The sequence below is a fragment of the Methanospirillum stamsii genome, from assembly GCF_003173335.1.
GTDB lineage: Archaea > Halobacteriota > Methanomicrobia > Methanomicrobiales > Methanospirillaceae > Methanospirillum > Methanospirillum stamsii.
Map to the genome: position 1 here is coordinate 15,204 of NZ_QGMZ01000009.1, position 17,627 is coordinate 32,830.

Below are 17,627 nucleotides of genomic sequence, written 5' to 3' on the forward strand. Positions count from 1 at the left end.
GAACTGTTATTGGACAAGCAGCATGGTATGATCACCTGATGTGCCTGAAACTGAAGAGTTTCCCTTAACAATCCGGTTTTATGATGATTCGTCAGGATAACCTGAATCATGCGAATAGAACTTTGGTGATGGTAATTATTCGATAGAGCAAAACCCTCTCTCCACATACACCGTTCGGGAGATTATGACGTAAATTTATCCATCTCCCGTTAATTGTAAAAAACTTTCAGTCCAAAACTTTGAAAAAAACCGTGAAAAATGATATCCTTTGGCAGGTGCAATAGCAAACAGAAGAGGTTTGAATATGGGATGTTTTGTTTTTGTTCATGGTGGAAATATGTCTGTAAAGACATGGAATGAACTGGCCAATTCTCATATCTCTACTCCTGATGGATTAATGGGAGGAAGGGTATGGGATCCGGTTATGCAGTACCTCCCCTCTGAAAATGTGAGTTTTGCTCCGACATTAGGCGATGAAAAATCGCACAATCTTACGGATCATATCAATCAGATATGTGATTTGATTATGAGGCATGACCTCAATGCAGTACGTCTGGTCGCTCATAGTTATGGCGGAATGGTAATCAGCGGTGTTGCAGCCCGGATGCCTGAGAGAATTCATCAACTGGTATATGTGGATGCAGCATTTCCTGATCCTGGTCAGTCATTATATGACATCATTCGTAGAGGCGGGTGTGACCCTTCATCATTCCAGGGATTAGAACCTGAACCCCCATATATTGAAAGACTTACCTATGATATGGCTGTCCTTTCTTCTTTTCCGAAAGTGTATATCGTTTGCACCAGCAGTTCATTTTCTCCGGTAACTGAGGTTGTTCTAAAAAAAATCCAAGAATCTACTCGTGAATGGACAATTTTCACGTTATATTCATCGCATGTCCCCATGGCATCAATGCCTGAAAAGCTGGCATCAATCTTACTGGAAACAGAAAAGATAGTCCTTAAGAAAGAATAGGTTTTATGATCCGGTTTAGTCCTGGTTAAATCTCTCTAATCTCAAACCAGGGGAGGTCATCTTCCGGATGAGTAGGATGGTTTTCTGTCGGATATATGGTATTTTTATTAATCTCAAACCATGCAACGCTCTGATCCGGATTATCCGGATGACCTGAAGCAGGGTAAATATTGCCATCGCGGATCTCAAACCAAGGCTCCGGTTCCTGGGGATTGGTAGGATGATAAAGCGTAGTATAGATCTCATTTTCGATTATCTCGAACCATGGGACAGGTTCTGACGGGTTTGTCGGATGAAAGGATGTGGTGTAAATATTCATTGATATACAAAAAACCTCTTACGTGAAAAAACTATTCTAGAGAATTTTACAAAAAAATTAAAAATCGTTTGGATACTCAATCATTAAGACAAAAAGACTATGACTGAAGGACCATTTGGAGTTACAATTATTGGTATTCTCTGGAAAATATGTTTATATTCTGATACCAACAATGAAAAGAATACTGTGTATTGTATCACTATAATGAAAAATATTATGAGTTTTCACTTCTGGAGGATTTTCCTGGTGGTTTTTTTATGCCTCTTCGCTGTGATGATGGGAATATGTTCCGGAACCATTACCGATGGAGGAGAGGAGTCTGATGAAGGCTTTCTTATTCCAGAAGGTTTTGTCTCAACAGGTTCATTTGGCCGGATCATGTTTGCCGAAGGGGCAACAGAAGAATGTGCACCTATTGGGGAGAATGATGTATTTGAAGAAGGAATTTTAGAAATATTTCTGATAATTCCTTATTTTGAAATGACTGACGGAGAAACCTGGCGAAGGGAATGGCTTTTGGATGGAGAAGAGATAGCATCATCAGAAGAGGCCTGGTACGAAGGATCAGAGGGTATTACATACCGGTATCTTACCAGTGGAGATGATGGCCCGTTATCGGAAGGGACATATACGGTAAACCTGTACCTGGATAACCAGATCGCCCGAAGTGCCAGTTTCGAGATCGTCGGTCAGGAGGTTGAACCGGAGCAGCAGGGGAATTCTATCGAAGAACTGGTTGATCCTGATTTAATGAAGGCATATGATATTCTGGCAAATTCAGATAATAAAGCTCTTCGCATTCTTTCATCACAGGTTCCGGAAGAGGGGATAACCATTGAATTCTCTGATGAAATCCCCGGAACGGGTCAGTTCAGATACTCCGGGTCTGATGATCCGGGTAGAGTATATATTTCACCTGATTATTGGAATGAAGCAAGCTGGGAAGAAGTTGCGGGAACAATCGCCCATGAACTAACACATGCTCTTCAGCGTTCAGCCAAAGGAGGAGAAGTGGATTGTACGGTGGAGAATGAATATCTGGCTTTTTTATTTGAATTTTATACCCTGCAGGAGTCAGGCAGGTCAGATATTATCTATGATAAGTTTGGTAATTTGTATGCAGCTGATGGATCATTTGATCATAATAAACTCTGGAATGTTGTAAAAAAAGTATATTCTGACTGTCCGGAATACTAAACAATTATTTTTTAAGTATTATGCCGTAAATCCCCGGTATTTTCCTTCCGGAATGGTCATTTCAAATCTGACTCCAACTCCCGGTTCTCCTTTTTCCACGATGGTAATCCCGGTTATTGATAAAATTTCCCTGATAAGAAAGAGTCCAAGACCGGTGTTTTTTCCAAATCCTTTCTCAAATATTTTCTCTTTTTCATTACCTGCAACTCCCCCGCCATCATCCTCATAGGTCACGAGAAGGGTTTCTCCCTCAGTCCAGGATGAAAACCGGATTTTTGTGAGATTCATTCCATGCCGGATGGAATTTTCAACCAGGTTATATATCACTTTCTCAAGCATCCGGTCGGCATAGATTTCAAGCCGTCCAAGTTCTGAAGTAAGCGTGAATCCTGAAAGAAGGCTTTTTATTATAGGAGATTGTATGATAGCCTCAATATTTTGCCATGCCGGAGCTTCCACTCCAAGATCCTGATATAGTCCGGTGAACTGAATGATATTTTTGATTTCTTCACTAGATTTCATCACCGCTTCAAGCTGCCTCTTGAGTTCCTCATCGGTTATGCTGTCACGAACATTTTCACTGTAAAAGGATGTTATCATCACACGGTTTAGGATATCATGCCTTGTTATGCTTGACAGGATCTTTAACTTATTATTAACCTGAGTTATGGCATCATGGGCTTTTTTGATCTCATCACGGGATTTTTTCAGTTCCTCGTTTGAATGAATCAGGTCTGCCTGGTACCGGTCTGCAATTCCCATAACTCTGTCAAATCGCTCCTGCAGTTTCAGATAGGCGCCTAGTGCCTCTTCCAATTCCCTGGCTAAAGGGGAGTTACCCCCCTTCAGTTCCTCTATTCTCTGGGGAATCATCTCCGGATGAAAAAGTGGATCTTCTTTTGTCATGATTGCCCTGACTGATCTTCCGGTTTAATGATAAAGGGTATGCTCACGTCTTCTCCGAATTCCAGGGCGATTTCATGTGATCGTTCATTTTCAGGATCATAATACCAGATAGCAGAGATATTGGATCCCTTTTCTGCAGCTTCTGCAAGCATGTCCATGATATCCAGCAGACATTTAGTACTGCTTGAATTCATATACCTGATATTGACTTCGATGGTGACCTGGTCATAATTTGGTAATTCAGTGTTAAGCCAGGTAAATACCGGTTCAAAGAACGCAAATGTGTTCTCCGGGTATGATTCTCCGGAAATTTTCAGTTTTTTAGATTCCTCTGAAAAGAAAATCCGGGGTGAGGTTTTTGTTGCCGGAATATCAAGCATCAGGTTCCCCCTGGATTGTAACAATCAAACTGAAAAAGTCACAATTCTCATCAATTTCATCAAACTGATAGTCCAGTTTTTCTTTTGCATGCCGTGCAATTTCGATAAGTCCGAGTCCGGCTCCAAGAGATACGGGATTTCGTTCTTTTCTTAATTGTTCCTTGTAGAGCTTTTTCAAACCTGCCTGATCAAGATTATTTATCTGTTCCAGCCGTGCAAGAAGAGTTGGGACATCCTGTTTTCGTATACTGTTTCCTGATGAGACCTGGTAATTACCGTCTTTATTGCTGATGACCAGAATCGTTGACCAGTATTTTTCTTCTAACCCGGATATTTTCAGATAATTCCTGACATTTTGTGTCTGTTCGATATATACTGCAAAAACATCAGAGATAGTTCCTTTTCCATGCTTATTATCTACAAGGTACTGCCTGATTGCATTTCCTATCTCTTCAATGATACTGTTGGTAAGTGAACCATTGAAACTGATGAGAACGCCTTTCCGGTTGAATATTTCTTTTAATTGTAACAAATCACACATGTCCCTCATCCCCTCTTACCATGAATCCGAATATCAGGAGGTCATCTTTTTGTATCCAGTTATTCTGGTATTCAATCAGATTTGAATATAGTTGTTCTTTCTGACCCGAGAGTGGTATATCAATCACCCGGAGAAGGTTTTTAAAACCTTTTCTCCCAAGACCAAATCCCTTTTCCCCTCCCGGGAGGTCAAATACTCCATCGGTTACCAGGTAAAACCGGCTTCCTGGATTGATTGTAATCTCCTGGTTGGATAGGGCAAACGCTCTTTTATTAGACGAAAAGCCCAGATGGACATGCTCTCCATCTATTTCTTTCACCTCTCCATCATTCATCACAAAAAGAGGTAGCCCGGCTCCGGAAAAGATAAGCCGGTTATTGTCTGGGTATACTTTGCAAAGAGCAATATCCAGTCCGTTTTGCAGGTGACTGCTTTCAGACTGGCTTTTGAGGGTTTCCTGGACAAGGATGTGAAGTTTATTCAGAATGAAAGCTGGTGTCTCATCCGGATGCGTTTCAATTACTCTTGAGAGGAGGGCATTTACCATCATCGTCATGAATGCTCCCGGAACCCCATGACCGGTGCAGTCAATAACTGCGATGTAATAACCGTCGTGTACTTCTTTGAAAAAATAAAAATCCCCGCCAACGATGTCCAGTGGCAGTGATAAGATGAGATAATCTGAAAGATGTGTGTCAAGTTCAGCTTTTGCAGGCAGAATTGACTGCTGAATAAGCTTTCCATACTGGATTGAATCTACCAGTCTTTCCTGAGTTTCAGATAACCGGCGGTTCACGTTTTCAAGTTCGTTTTTTGATGTCAGAAGAGCTTTTTCACTCTCTCGTACCTGAACCAGTGCATGAACAAGGTCTTTTTTCGTTTTCCAGGTATAGATGAGCAGAAGAGACAGAACGGTGACTCCGATAATAATACCCAGGATAGTCTGCCAATAATGCTTTAATATTTCCTGTATGGTTGGTTTTGTTGTCTGATCATATGGAGGCAGATTGAGGGTTTTAAGTAATTCATGGACCGCTGTGTGATCCTGGGCAATGGCCCATCCTGATCCATGTAATGCAATGGCAGCAGGATCGTCTTTATCCATCTCAAGGAGGACTGTTGCAACCTTTTTACTCAGGTTAGGGTCAGTTCCGGTACCAGCAGCAAACGGCCATTCCGGGTACAGACTGGTTGAAAGGAGGTAGGGGAATCCGGGATAGGTATCATGCATGTCATTGAGGACTTTAATCTGGCTGGAATTTATCTTTCCTTCACCTGCCATCCGCTCTATCTGTGAACTCCGGACAGTTCCGGCATCCGCATCATTGTTAAGGACAGCAAGTACTGAATCATCCTGATTACCGGTAAACCGGAGCGAAGAAAAATCTGTAAGCGGATCAATTCCTGCCGTTTTTAATTCTTTCCAGGCCGCCTGCCATCCACCGAGAGAATCCTGGTCAACAGCAACAAAACGCTGTCCTTTCAGATCTTCAAGTCTTATGATGTCATCACGGTCAGACCTTGTAAAAATAACCCCGCCAAAATAGGTTTCAGGTTTGGTTTTACCAGGTACCTGCAGGTTTACTATTCTCTGGGCCAGACCATGATATTCAAGATATGAATATACTGAGGGGTTCGTTGCTACAAATGAGATTTCTCCAATTTTTGATGCATTCGTAATCTCATTAAAGTTAAATGGGACAATGCTAAAGTGGAGAGGGGCCAGGTTTTTCTCTAAGTACTCTGCAGTCGGTCCCCATTCCTGAAGGGCAATTTCATCTCCCCGGTTTGCAAGCACCCCGATAAGGATAGGTGGCTGTTCTTCTTTCTCCTGAAAATCTGCAATACTTCCTGTAGCGAGCAGACTAAGAAGAATGACAATGATACAGTATTGATACCCGGAGTGTTGTAATGACATTAATCCTTCCTTCTGTTATCTCATTTTACATCGTATCGTTCTTTTAAAACCGGAAAAAGAATCATGTGTGTGAATAAGTGAAGGTAACAGATTTATTATAATGTTTCCTTTTTTCCGTTCAAATCATTTGAGAGATATCCCCTAAAAAAGGAGTGAAGTCTTTTTAACTCCGGATTTAAACGGAGGATTATGATATCGAGAACTGCTCCATTCCAGTTGCAATCCGCTGAACTGCTCCGGCAGCCTCGGTAATTGCCTTACTAATCTGATCGATGGTAGCGGTTACCTCTTCGGTCGCAGCTGCAGAATCGACCGCCTCTTTAGCGGTATCCTGAACAAGATTTCCAACTTCATGAACACTTGCGGTTATCTCTTCAACGGCAGCAGCCTGTTCCTGTGCAGCTCCGGCAACTTCGGTAAGATTATTATAGACTGTATTAATTGCCTGTACAATTTCATTGAATACATCAAGTGTTTCAGAAACAGCTTCATTTCCGCTCTTTACTTCCGTTTCTGATACTTTCATTGATTCAGTTACTTTTTGAGACTTTTTCTGGAGATTGCCAATGATCGTTGCGATATTCTCCGCGGATTTTTGTGATTCAAGTGCAAGAGACTTGACTTCATCGGCAACAACAGCAAACCCAAGCCCTGCATCTCCAGCTCTTGCTGCTTCGATTGCAGCATTCAGGGCAAGAAGGCCTGTCTGTTCTGCAATGCCGGTAATAACATCTACAATTTTACCAATCTCTTCCATCTGGCCGGCAATATCAGTAATTATCACTCCGGTTTCATCTATTGATTTGATGATTCCCTGCATTCCCTCTTCTGCTTTCCCGGCTAGCCTGACACCTTTTTCAGATAACTCAACCGTCTGTTTAGCCATACCTGAAGATTGTTCAGCTTTTGATGCAACAGAACTGACCGTACTGGAAAGATCTTCCATGGCTGTCAATGTCTGTTTAATGCCACTCCCACTTCGTTCTGCAAGGACACTTACCGATGATGAACTCTGGGCAATCATGTTTCCGGTACTTGCAACCTCTTCTATACTGGCGCTGGTCTCTTCCATGGATCCGTTGAGAATTTCAATCTCATTTTTAACTTCTCCGATAGCATCAGAGACGCATTTTCCACTGTTGTCAAGGGATTTTTTGAATTTTTCAAAATCGCCCATCACGGAAGCATGGGTATCATACCTGACGGCAAAATTTCCTTTTGCAAACTCATTTACGATATTCATTGCTTCTTTTAAGGGATGAACAAAAGCCTCAACCAGGTCATTCACACTCTGAACGGTTACTAAAAATTCTCCATCATATTCATCAGTAGTAATTTTTGCATTAAGATTGCCGTTTTTTACATCACCGGCGGTTTTCATGATAGCAGTATTTGCACGTTTAGATTTTTCCAGGTTCAGATTGATTTCATCATTCTGTTTTTCCAGGTTTTTAGTCATCTGGTCAAATGAAGATCCTATCTGAGTGATTTCATCATTTCCGGTAAGGCCAATCCGGTATGTAAGATTTCCTCTTCCGACTTCATCCATTCCTTTGAGCAGAAGATTGAACCTCCTGTTCAGGTTTCGTATGATAAACCAGGAAATAAAAAGAAGAATAATTGCACAAACGATGGTGATAATAATGGTAGCAAGAAGGATATTTACATACATCACATTGGAATCAACATAATACTGGTAGGCACTCTGGTTATTCAGTTCAACCAGTTTCTGTATCTCTCCCATAGTTTCAAGCCGTTTTGCGCCGGCTTTTGCATCTCTTAATTCAGATGCCTCTTTTGTTTTTCCTTCAAGAGTCAGAGTATTTACTCTTCCGACGATATCAAAATATTCTAATGAGTATTGTTTTAATTTATCAATAACCTGTTTTTCTTCTTCGTTCATTGGAATGGATTCATATGCCGCTATTTTTTCATTGTATATGTCGATTTTTGGCAGCATATTTTCATTCAGCATCTGTTCTTTTTTCTTCATGTCTGATTCAAGACTGAATTTATAGCCTTCCACAGCATAATTGAGCATTTCATTGTAGGTCTGGATGGCCAAAACTGAATGTGAATATTTATTCTGGTATAACTGGGTCAGTTGTGAATTTATCTTATCAGTACTGTATATTCCAACAAATCCGACTATAGAGATGGCAAGGATCCCAACAATTACTAAAATTAGTAATTTTTTACCCATGGTTAAGTCATCTAACTGAATCATGATTATCTCTCAGGTGTATTGATAATGTTCTCTTCATCGTTCATGTATAAAAAGTTAGGTGACTTTTTATGTCCTGGCTAAAAAATTAACGATTTTAAGATTTACATGAATTTTTTTGTATTCTTTTACCGTACCAATATTACTGAAAATGAGTATGCTGTATGACCTTTAGTCATAGAGTATAGTAAAAAATAATAGATGGATTTCACAAATCTGAAACGGGATTTTAACTCTGTTTATATGACCGGAAGTACCAGGCCGACAACTGAAGTTACAATCCAGATGACAACTGCAATAAGTAAAGATTTCATCCAACCGATGGAATAGAGTTTTTGCAATGCAATGAGCCATACTATTCCTGCAATGAATGCAGCAATCAGTCCCTGACCGATAATTGCATAGATTATTGTGTAAATAATCGTTCCAACAAGGGCAGCAATAATTGCTGTTTTTATGTCCTCAGTCTCTCCAAAAAATTTCGTTATTAAATAGATAATAACAGCAGAGACAATCAGAGCAAGAATAAACATCAGAACAGCAGTCAGTGTTAGTTCCATACAGCTTTGATAAGGTCCAATGTTATATATATCAATTTATTGTGGTAGGTAAAATACAATTCATTCTTAAAGGTCTGTAATATGAAGGTTTAAATCAGGATTATAATCCCAAAATAATCTCCAGTTCATTTGAATTTTCCTGTGTCTTATAATTATTAACCTGATGGGAATGTAATGGGCCTTCGTGAACGATACCATTTTCATGTCTTATGTGCAGTAATGATTTGAGGTAACAAACATGGGATTACTTGATGGTATCGGCGGTGCCCTCGGCGGCATGCTTTCATCTCCGGAAGGTAAAGAACAGATTATGAAATATATCTCATCTCCGGAAGGAATGGCAATGCTTTCTCAGTTTCTCAGTAGTCCGGATGGGAAAAAAGTTGCTGCACAACTGCTGATGCCAATTCTAGGAAACCTGGGTGTTCCGGATACAGTGAAGCAGTCAATTGAGCAGTATATAAAGTGATGAGATAATTTCTTTTTTCATTATCCCTTTTTTGAACCAACCTGAAGTGATATCCGGGTATCTTCAGGAAGTTTTTTTCACAAAGGCAGATTCCTGAACCTGATCCGAAATAAAGCATATTCTAATAACATGGATTCTTTTTTTAGATCTCATCAAATACTCATACCATTAAAAGGTACAATCAGTACGCCATAATATCAGATTGTCTGATACAGTAAATGCCTGTAAGCAAATATTTCTTTATTAAATTAATTATAATGTGTTTTTGAACCCTTCATCTTAAAAAATTTTTGCCATTAACTATAACTGATTTTAACGATAATCATCAGTTCGTATTCTTTGGATGATGAGAACTGACAGATAATTTCGTGATATTTATATTGATAATGCCTGTAGGATGTGATATCTCATGAATTTTGCCCGGATGGAATTTACATCAATCAAACACAAAATTCTCTTTTTTGGAGGAATAGCCTTATTATTGGTAGCGATAGGGATTATCGGGTATGCGGCATACACGCTGAATTCTACCGCTGTAATCTCTGCTGAAGAGGGGCTTCAAAGTCTTGCAGAACATGAAAGTGCCCGTGTTTCTGCAATTCTTGATGAACCATATACAACCTCTTCAGCTGTTGCAGCCCTTTTAGAGGGAGTCAGAAAGACAAATACAAATTTTCCCCGGTCTCAGGTTGTCCCGATGATAGAGGGTGTTCTTGCCGACCGTCCTCTTTACAATGGAGTATATACCATATGGGAACCAGGTGTGTTTGATGGGAGAGATGAAGAATATAAGTTAAAGGACGGATATGACAAGACCGGGCGACTCCGGATTTACTGGTACCGGGATGCATCCGGTTCTATGGTCCGGAAAATCTATGATGAAACCAGTTCAGATCCCGGCAGTTACTATGATGTACCCAAAAAGACCTTGAAAGGATCGGTCATTGATCCGTACATTGAGACCATGCAGGGAGATCCGGTCCTGATGGCATCACTGGTGACACCAATTATCCGGGATGGACAATTTAATGGCATTGTCGCTGTGGATGTTGCGATACAGGACATTGAAGAGATTGCGGATTCTCTCGACATTTATGACGGGAATGGAAAACTTCTGGTTGTAAGTAATGGTGGTCTTATCGCTGGTGCAACAGGTGACCTTGATGTTGCAGGAAAACCCCTGGATGAGGTTGCTCCAGAGTTTAATTTAGATCCCGGACTCATAACTAAGGTAATCTCCTCCGGAGAAACAAATACATTTGATGATGGAACCCACCTTGGTTCTATTGTTCCTATCTCGATAGGAGACTCTGAAACACCCTGGGCGGTTGTGGTTTTTGCTCCGAAAAGTGTTGTTACAGCAGAAGCAACAGCCCAGACCTTTACCCTAATAGTAATTGGTCTTATCATCTCCCTGATTGGTATGGGAGTGTTATATTTCGTAGCCCGTTCAATTGCACAACCAATTATTCATATAACCGGTGTTTCACAGGCTATTTCTGTGGGTGACCTGGAAACCCACATCGGTATCAATCAGAAAGATGAGATTGGAAAACTGGCAGATGCATTCCGGAATATGAGGCAGGGGCTGAAAGATAAAGCAAGTTCTGCAGCAGAAATTGCCCGGGGAAATCTTGATATAACAGTTCCTGTAGCCGGAGACAAGGATGTTCTTGGCCAGTCCATGATACAGATGGTATCATCCATCGCTGATGTAACCTCGACTATGACCCGGCTTTCAGATAATGCATCGGTAGGAAACCTCTCCATCCGGGGAGATTCTTCTTTATTCCAGGGTGAGTATGCCCGGATAGTCGAAGGTGTCAATTCCACACTTGATGCCGTGATGGATCCATTGAACGAGGGTATGCGGCTAGCCGGTGAATATGCCCGGAATAACTTCAAAGCTCGTTTTAATCCGGAAGTGACTGTGCAGGGTGATTTTGTCAGGTTCAGGGATGCCATGGATGAAATCGGCATACAGGTTTCAGGGACGCTCCGGACGATAACTGATAAGATGTCTGAACTGACTGCAAGTGCAGAAGAGGCACAGGCATCTGCAAATGAGGTTGCCCGGGGAGCGGTTGAGGTCGCAACGAATGCTGAAGCGGTATCACATAATGCGGACCGGGGAAGTGATGGAACCAGTCAGGTACTGAAAGCTATGGAAGATCTCTCGGTTGTGGTATCTGACATCTCAATGAAGACCGATCAGGTCTCCCGTCTTGCAGCTGAAGGAAATCAACTCAGTAATGAAGGGCAGACCCTTGCAAAGAAAGCAGGGGAAGGAATGGAAGGCATCAAATCTGCAACTTCAGATATCGGAACTCTTATCAATAGTATAAAGGACCAGATGGAGCAGATAACAAGTGTTATTGCTATTATCACTTCGATTTCTGATGAAACAAATCTGCTTGCCCTTAATGCAGCAATAGAAGCGGCAAGAGCTGGAGAAGCAGGAAGAGGTTTTGCTGTCGTTGCTGATGAAGTAAAAGAACTTGCCACGGAGAGTCATCAATCCGCTGAAAAGATAGAACAGATGATTAATACCCTCAGCCGTGAATCAGCCCGGGCCACGGATATCATGAGTAAGGCACAAAATGAAGTCTCTGAGGGGTATACCGATGTGTTAAAGACACTGGATATCTTCCAGAAAATTGTGGTGATGCTCTCCGATGTAGCTCAGAACATCAGTGAAGTCGCTGCTGCATCAGAAGAACAGGCTGCTTCAGTTGAAGAAATCACGGCAAGTATCAACGAGGTCCATCAGATGATAAAAACCACCGCAGAGAACGCCGTTTCAAATGCTGCAATTTCTGAAGAATCGTCTGCTGCAGTCGACCAGATTCAGCGGGTTGTTGAGAATGTGAACGGGGTTATCACGATATTACAAAGAGAAATTGATAAATTTACAATATAATCCGGGATATAACCAAACGACGAACACAAGAACAAGAAAGTACTACTGCAATCGATCAGATACAAAAATAATGGCTGAATTGTCAATCTTCAACAGCGGGATAAGAAACCCGCTGATGGTAATCCTGGCTTTAACAGAAAGAGAATGTCCGGATGCCTTTGATGAGATTGAAAGAAGTGTGAATTATATCGATTGCACAATTAACCAGTTCGACAAAGGGTGGGATGAATCCAATAAGATATTTTCATTTCTAAAAAACATCATGGTATTGCTATTCATCGGGAAAATGACAAAACTAAAAATCATTTTATTTTTCCGGAATAACTAATATTTACGCTTTTATTGCTCTTCGTGTTCTCACCGTTTTCTCATTATGGTGTCCTTCAGGGTAGGTTGGAGATATTTGTAATGCCTGTTCATAAGCGTCAATTGCCTCAGTATATCTGCCAAGTTTGCTGAGAGCAACTCCCTTGTTATTCCATGCACTTACGTGTCCGGCGTCAAGTAGTAATGCTTGTTCATATGCTTCTAAAGCTTCTTCATATCTTCCGGCTCTGCTGAGGGCTACCCCTTTGTTATTCCAGGCACGGATGTATCCGGGAGAGAGTAGGAGTGATTGTTCAAATGCAGAGATGGCTTTTTCGTGTTTTCCGATTCTGCTTAAGATAACTCCTTTATTATACCATACGGTAGCAAGATTTGTATCCTGTTCAAAAACCTTAGCATATTCAGTAAATGGTGTATCTTCTTTACCCTTGATTTCCTGGAATCTCTCCGGTGCATACTCTGATTTCAGGGTGTCCGGATTACTAATGCTCTCGTGGATAGGGCTCCTGATTGTTGTCTGTGTTTTTGCTGTACCTGAAATAGCGGGTCTTTTTTTGTGAATTTCCGGTTCTTTCACGGTTTTCCGGATAGGTTCGGGTGAAAAGTCAATTGATAAGGGTTCTGTTATTGTATCTTCTGGTTTGTTGGAACTTTCATCCCCCTGTTTTGGTTGAATGGTTGTATGTACAGGGACATTATTTTCCATGTCATCTCCATAAAATTTTTCATCTTCGATATTTCTTGAATCTATCTCGTTAAAATCAATATTGTCAAACAGTTGATTGAATTCATTGATGTCATCTTCAAGATCACTTTCCAGGCTTTCTGTTTTGGTTTTTCGTAAGTTAATTAATCCCATATTAACTCGAATTACTTCACCATTTCTCCTTATTAAGAATCCTCATACCATTTGGTTGAATATTCGTGAATTTTTGTGCTCATTATGAAAGAAAAGTAATGCAATAGGAATATTATGTCATCTGCTATAATGGTCAGGAGTTACAGAATTGTTGAAATCACATTATGTTCAAACCTGATACAATATTCTGGTGCTGTTTTGAAATACCTCTTTTTAGATACTGAAACAACTGGGCTTCCTAAGAGGAAGGCGAATCCAATCACGAATCCGGAACTCTGGCCACGAATGGTACAGATCGCATGGATGCTGTGTGACGAGGATGAAACCGTCCTGGACGAACAAAGCCACATTATCTACCCGGATGGGTATGAAATCCCCGGACTTGTTGCGATGATACATGGGATAACAACTGAACGGGCTAGGAAAGAGGGTTTACCACTTTTGGATGTTCTCTCCCGGTTTACGGGAGTTCTTGTTCAGGCGGAACTTATTATCGGACATAATATTGAATTTGACCGTGGGGTTATTGCAGCTGAGTATGTCCGTAATGGTCAGGATGCTCACATTTTTAATCCTACATATTTTTGCACGATGAAAAAAAGTGCAGATTTTTGCAAAATTCCATATCCCTCCGGAAGAAAAGGGAACAAGTGGCCAAAACTCATGGAACTCCACCAAACCCTCTTCTCCTGTTCGTTCGAAGGAGCCCATGATGCACAGGCAGATGTCCGGGCCTGCGCAAAATGTTATTTTGAGCTTTTGCGACGAGGGATGTTAATTGAAGAAAATAATTCCGAACCTGATAAGATACCCAAAAAGAAAAAAGCAATAAAAAAATGACCGGATGACAAAATCCAAACCCTTTTTACTATCCGGTCTCATTCACTGCTAATGCATCAGAAGCATTTTTTATACCCGATACCCCGGATATGTTATCCGGGTCCCGTTCAAGTGCTTCTTTGTAGGCGGTAATTGCATCTTCAAATTTTTGTAATCCGGATAGTGCATCTCCTTTTCGTATCCAGATCTCTGCTTCATCCAGGTTTATTTCAATTGCTTTGTCATATGCTTTTACCGCTTCATCATAGTTCTCAAGGGTCAGGTAAACATTTCCTTTTGCTTTCCAGTACTCAGGTTCCAGTGAATTCATAGAAATGGCTGTTTTGTATGCATCAATTGCGTTATCAAATTGTTGCAGTCCATAATGTGTATCCCCCTTCTTTTTCCATAAGTCCGGATCATTGGCACCTAATTTTAATGCCTGCTCATATGCATCAAGAGCACTCTCCTGTTCACATAATTCCTGGTAAACATCCCCGATGCTGCTCCAGAATTGTGCATTGTCCGGGTTTTTACCAATTGCGATTCCATATGCAATTTTTGCTTCGGTTTTTTTCCCAAGTGTGAGGAGTGCATCTCCCTTAGCTTTCCAGAACTCCGGTTCATCAGGATTTATGATGATGGCCTGACCATATGCAAAAAGTGCTTTTTCTCCTTTTTGTTGTCCGAGTAGTGCATCCCCTTTCTTCTTCCATAATCTGGCATCCCCGGGATTAAGTGTGATTGCTTTATCGTATGCGTTAGTGGCATCTTCATATTTTTGTAATATTTGCAGGAGATCTCCTTTACTCATCCAGAATCGTGGTTCATCAAGATCCATCCCGATAGCCATGTCATATGCATCCATCGCCGAGTCATACTCCATAAGTCCGGAAAGTGCATCTCCTTTCCTGCTCCAGGACTCTGCATTGTCTGGATTAATTCTGATTGCCTCTTCGTATGCTGCCAGTGCTGCCTGGTAATCCTGGTTCGAAAGAAGAATGTCTCCTTTTCGAGTCCAGAAATTGTAGTCTTCAGGGTTAATTTCGATAACTTTGTTATATGTATCAATCACCTTACCATATTCCTGAAGGTTTTCTAAGGCAGTCCCTTTCTGTTTCCACAATTCAGAATTATCCGGGTTTATCTCAATGGCCTCGTCATAGGCATATAATGCCTCCTTAAATTTTTCCAGGCTGCATAATGCATCCCCCTTCTGTTTCCAGATGTCTGCATCGGTAGGGTTTATTCCGATTGCCTTATCACATACAAATATTGCTTCTTCGAATTTTTCTAAATTCAGCAAAGCATTTCCCTTGGCTTTCCACAAATTCGGATCATCAGGCTTTAGTGTTATGGCATGTTCATAGATCTGCAAAGATTCTTCAAATTTCTCTAATTTTTCTAATGCATCTCCCTTCCCTTTCCATATGTCCGGGTCGTCCTGGTTTAATTTTAGAGCTGTATCATATGACTGAATCGCTTCTTCGAATCTTTGCAAATTCTGCAGAACATCTCCCCTGGCTTTCCAGTATTCAGGCGCAGTCTGGTTCAAATCAATGGCCGCACTATACGTTGTAAGTGCCTCGTTGAATTTTAATAGATGACTGAATGCATCTCCCTTCTTTTTCAGGATATCCGGTTTATCTGATGACAAAGAAATAGCGGTATCATATGCCTGAATAGCATCTTCGAACCTCTGTAATCCATATAATGTATCACCTATTCCTACCCATGACGATGCATTTGTCTGGTTATTTTGCAGAACTAACTCGAAAACCGGCAGTGCCTCTTCAAATTTTTCCTGCTGTAATAAGAGATCCGCAAAAAGCTCTGCATTCTCCAGGAGTTCTGCATCAGAGCAGGAGATTATCGGTATAATGCAAAAAAGGAAACATAATATCAGATGCAAGCATATTCGGAAAATTTTAGATTTTTTACATATATGAAGGTATACTGGAGTAAAACCCATGAATGGTAATTATTCTTTAAAATTAATAAATGTTTAATACTGGTGTTTGAATAATCTATACAAAATTCATTTCATACAAGGATATATGTACCTGAATATTCCAATTCATGTTATGTCAAAGTGGTATTGTTCACGATGCGGGTTTATGTATAATGAAGCAGTTGGAAATGAAAAACTGGGCATCCCACCAAATACTCCATTTGCATCATTCGATCCCTCCTGGGTTTGTCCCCAATGCCAGACTCCGAAAGATAAATTCATTGAAGTAGTCGGGTAATCTGTATCAGGATAATCAAATATCCGGAGAATGAAATAATTCCGGTTATTATTCCAGAAAAAAAATTTTTAATTTGATTCCTTCGCCTTAGAATACGCATCAAACATGCTATAAATCCAGACGATCAGGTAGAATGGAATTCCTATTAATATGGTTGAAAGTGCACCGAAAATCACCGCCGCAACAAATAGGATAATTGCTTTTACGAGCTGGCCTGTATAGAACTGGCCAAGACCTGGGATGAAAAATGAGAGAATTACTGCAATCAAAGGTGATGCCATGCGGATCTAATTTTATTCGAGAGTATTTATTTTTTCTTACCAATATGGCCTGTTCGTTTTTTGGTACAAATATTTCGTAAGATGGATTCTTCTCTTTCGGACTATTACGGCAAGGTAGTACCTGAATCTTTTAGATAGTTTTATGAATTGATATACTGTAGTATCTCATAGGTGGTTATCCATGTTTAATCCGCCGGAGAAAATTGAAGATGAAATAAATGAATTAAAAGGGTATATCCAATGTGCAGAAAAAATTCAGAAAGAAATATTCTCACTGAAACAGAAACTTGAAAAATCAAGAATTATTGAGAAAGAAATCAACGATTTAAAGGCAATCTGTGGCGATCCAGATACTCCTGAGGATAAAAGAAAAATATCGTTTGAAGATTTATTAAAACGGGTTAAAACTTATGAAAGCCCGGGTCTGATACAGGAAAAAATTGATTTATTAAATGAAAAGCTAAAAGATCCCTGCATCTCACCAGATAATCATGCACGATATCAATCCCTCATTTATAAAAACACCCATGAGGCTCCGCCTCATGCTTAACTCATGAAAAACTGTAACCTCCAGTCTCCCAATATTAATCTGGGTAGTGAAGGTTGTTTTCTTTTTGGGTTTCAAATCCGTTAAAAAAACTAACCCTTGAATTGCCATCGAAGGCTGAACTGTGACCTAGAT

General features: G+C 40.5%; 18 protein-coding genes. 8 read left to right on the forward strand and 10 right to left on the reverse strand.

Annotated features, from left to right (window positions below; translation table 11 throughout):
• The first annotated feature begins 304 nt into the window (after positions 1–304).
• Positions 305–976, forward strand: coding sequence for an alpha/beta fold hydrolase (locus DLD82_RS04110; protein ID WP_109939842.1), 672 nt, complete (start codon positions 305–307; stop codon positions 974–976).
• A 25-nt stretch (positions 977–1,001) separates the two neighbouring features.
• On the opposite strand, the gene DLD82_RS04115 is transcribed toward DLD82_RS04110, so the two are convergent.
• Positions 1,002–1,295, reverse strand: coding sequence for a hypothetical protein (locus DLD82_RS04115; RefSeq protein ID WP_109939843.1), 294 nt, complete (start codon positions 1,293–1,295; stop codon positions 1,002–1,004).
• Between the two features lie 246 nt (positions 1,296–1,541).
• Between DLD82_RS04115 and DLD82_RS04120 the strand changes: the two genes are divergently transcribed.
• Positions 1,542–2,492 (forward strand): hypothetical protein, encoded by a 951-nt coding sequence (locus tag DLD82_RS04120; protein ID WP_181391244.1) that lies wholly within the window; start codon positions 1,542–1,544, stop codon positions 2,490–2,492.
• 18 nt (positions 2,493–2,510) lie between these two features.
• Here DLD82_RS04120 and DLD82_RS04125 read toward each other — a convergent pair whose 3' ends face one another.
• From DLD82_RS04125 to DLD82_RS04150, 6 genes are all read right to left on the reverse strand, one after another.
• A complete protein-coding gene (locus DLD82_RS04125; protein ID WP_109939845.1) occupies positions 2,511–3,398 on the reverse strand; it encodes a sensor histidine kinase in 888 nt (295 codons plus the stop codon).
• Positions 3,395–3,778, reverse strand: a complete 384-nt coding sequence (locus tag DLD82_RS04130) for a DUF1987 domain-containing protein (protein WP_109939846.1) — start codon at positions 3,776–3,778, stop codon at positions 3,395–3,397. Before DLD82_RS04130 ends, DLD82_RS04125 begins: the two co-directional genes overlap by 4 nt.
• Positions 3,771–4,319, reverse strand: coding sequence for a SiaB family protein kinase (locus DLD82_RS04135; RefSeq protein ID WP_109939847.1), 549 nt, complete (start codon positions 4,317–4,319; stop codon positions 3,771–3,773). Before DLD82_RS04135 ends, DLD82_RS04130 begins: the two co-directional genes overlap by 8 nt.
• Positions 4,312–6,237 (reverse strand): PhnD/SsuA/transferrin family substrate-binding protein, encoded by a 1,926-nt coding sequence (locus DLD82_RS04140; RefSeq protein WP_109939848.1) that lies wholly within the window; start codon positions 6,235–6,237, stop codon positions 4,312–4,314. Before DLD82_RS04140 ends, DLD82_RS04135 begins: the two co-directional genes overlap by 8 nt.
• Before the next feature lie 187 nt (positions 6,238–6,424).
• Positions 6,425–8,464, reverse strand: coding sequence for a HAMP domain-containing methyl-accepting chemotaxis protein (locus tag DLD82_RS04145; RefSeq protein WP_109939849.1), 2,040 nt, complete (start codon positions 8,462–8,464; stop codon positions 6,425–6,427).
• A 236-nt stretch (positions 8,465–8,700) separates the two neighbouring features.
• Positions 8,701–9,021 carry a hypothetical protein gene (locus DLD82_RS04150; protein ID WP_109939850.1) on the reverse strand — a complete coding sequence of 107 codons (321 nt, stop codon included), beginning with the start codon at positions 9,019–9,021 and terminating at the stop codon, positions 8,701–8,703.
• Positions 9,022–9,259: 238 nt separating this feature from the next.
• Here DLD82_RS04150 and DLD82_RS04155 point away from each other — a divergent pair, with 238 nt between their 5' ends.
• The 3 genes from DLD82_RS04155 (at position 9,260) to DLD82_RS04165 (ending at position 12,738) form a co-directional block, all read left to right on the forward strand.
• On the forward strand, positions 9,260–9,490 hold the full coding sequence (locus DLD82_RS04155) for a hypothetical protein (protein WP_109939851.1): 231 nt from the start codon (positions 9,260–9,262) through the stop codon (positions 9,488–9,490).
• Between the two features lie 409 nt (positions 9,491–9,899).
• A complete protein-coding gene (locus DLD82_RS04160; RefSeq protein ID WP_109939852.1) occupies positions 9,900–12,410 on the forward strand; it encodes a methyl-accepting chemotaxis protein in 2,511 nt (836 codons plus the stop codon).
• 70 nt (positions 12,411–12,480) lie between these two features.
• Positions 12,481–12,738, forward strand: coding sequence for a hypothetical protein (locus DLD82_RS04165; RefSeq protein WP_109939853.1), 258 nt, complete (start codon positions 12,481–12,483; stop codon positions 12,736–12,738).
• A 3-nt stretch (positions 12,739–12,741) separates the two neighbouring features.
• On the opposite strand, the gene DLD82_RS04170 is transcribed toward DLD82_RS04165, so the two are convergent.
• A complete protein-coding gene (locus DLD82_RS04170) occupies positions 12,742–13,596 on the reverse strand; it encodes a tetratricopeptide repeat protein (protein ID WP_109939854.1) in 855 nt (284 codons plus the stop codon).
• Positions 13,597–13,710: 114 nt separating this feature from the next.
• Here DLD82_RS04170 and DLD82_RS04175 point away from each other — a divergent pair, with 114 nt between their 5' ends.
• Positions 13,711–14,436 carry a 3'-5' exonuclease gene (locus tag DLD82_RS04175; protein WP_109939855.1) on the forward strand — a complete coding sequence of 242 codons (726 nt, stop codon included), beginning with the start codon at positions 13,711–13,713 and terminating at the stop codon, positions 14,434–14,436.
• A gap of 28 nt (positions 14,437–14,464) precedes the next feature.
• Here the strand turns inward: DLD82_RS04175 and DLD82_RS04180 are convergent, their stop codons facing one another.
• Positions 14,465–16,327 carry a tetratricopeptide repeat protein gene (locus DLD82_RS04180; protein ID WP_181391245.1) on the reverse strand — a complete coding sequence of 621 codons (1,863 nt, stop codon included), beginning with the start codon at positions 16,325–16,327 and terminating at the stop codon, positions 14,465–14,467.
• Between the two features lie 172 nt (positions 16,328–16,499).
• On the opposite strand from DLD82_RS04180, the gene DLD82_RS04185 reads away from it, so the two are divergent.
• Positions 16,500–16,664, forward strand: coding sequence for a rubredoxin (locus tag DLD82_RS04185; RefSeq protein WP_109939860.1), 165 nt, complete (start codon positions 16,500–16,502; stop codon positions 16,662–16,664).
• A gap of 68 nt (positions 16,665–16,732) precedes the next feature.
• Here DLD82_RS04185 and DLD82_RS04190 read toward each other — a convergent pair whose 3' ends face one another.
• Complete coding sequence (locus DLD82_RS04190; RefSeq protein ID WP_109939857.1) at positions 16,733–16,945, reverse strand: DUF5683 domain-containing protein; 213 nt, start codon at positions 16,943–16,945, stop codon at positions 16,733–16,735.
• Between the two features lie 181 nt (positions 16,946–17,126).
• Between DLD82_RS04190 and DLD82_RS04195 the strand changes: the two genes are divergently transcribed.
• On the forward strand, positions 17,127–17,495 hold the full coding sequence (locus DLD82_RS04195) for a hypothetical protein (protein WP_109939858.1): 369 nt from the start codon (positions 17,127–17,129) through the stop codon (positions 17,493–17,495).
• Positions 17,496–17,627 lie beyond the last annotated feature (132 nt).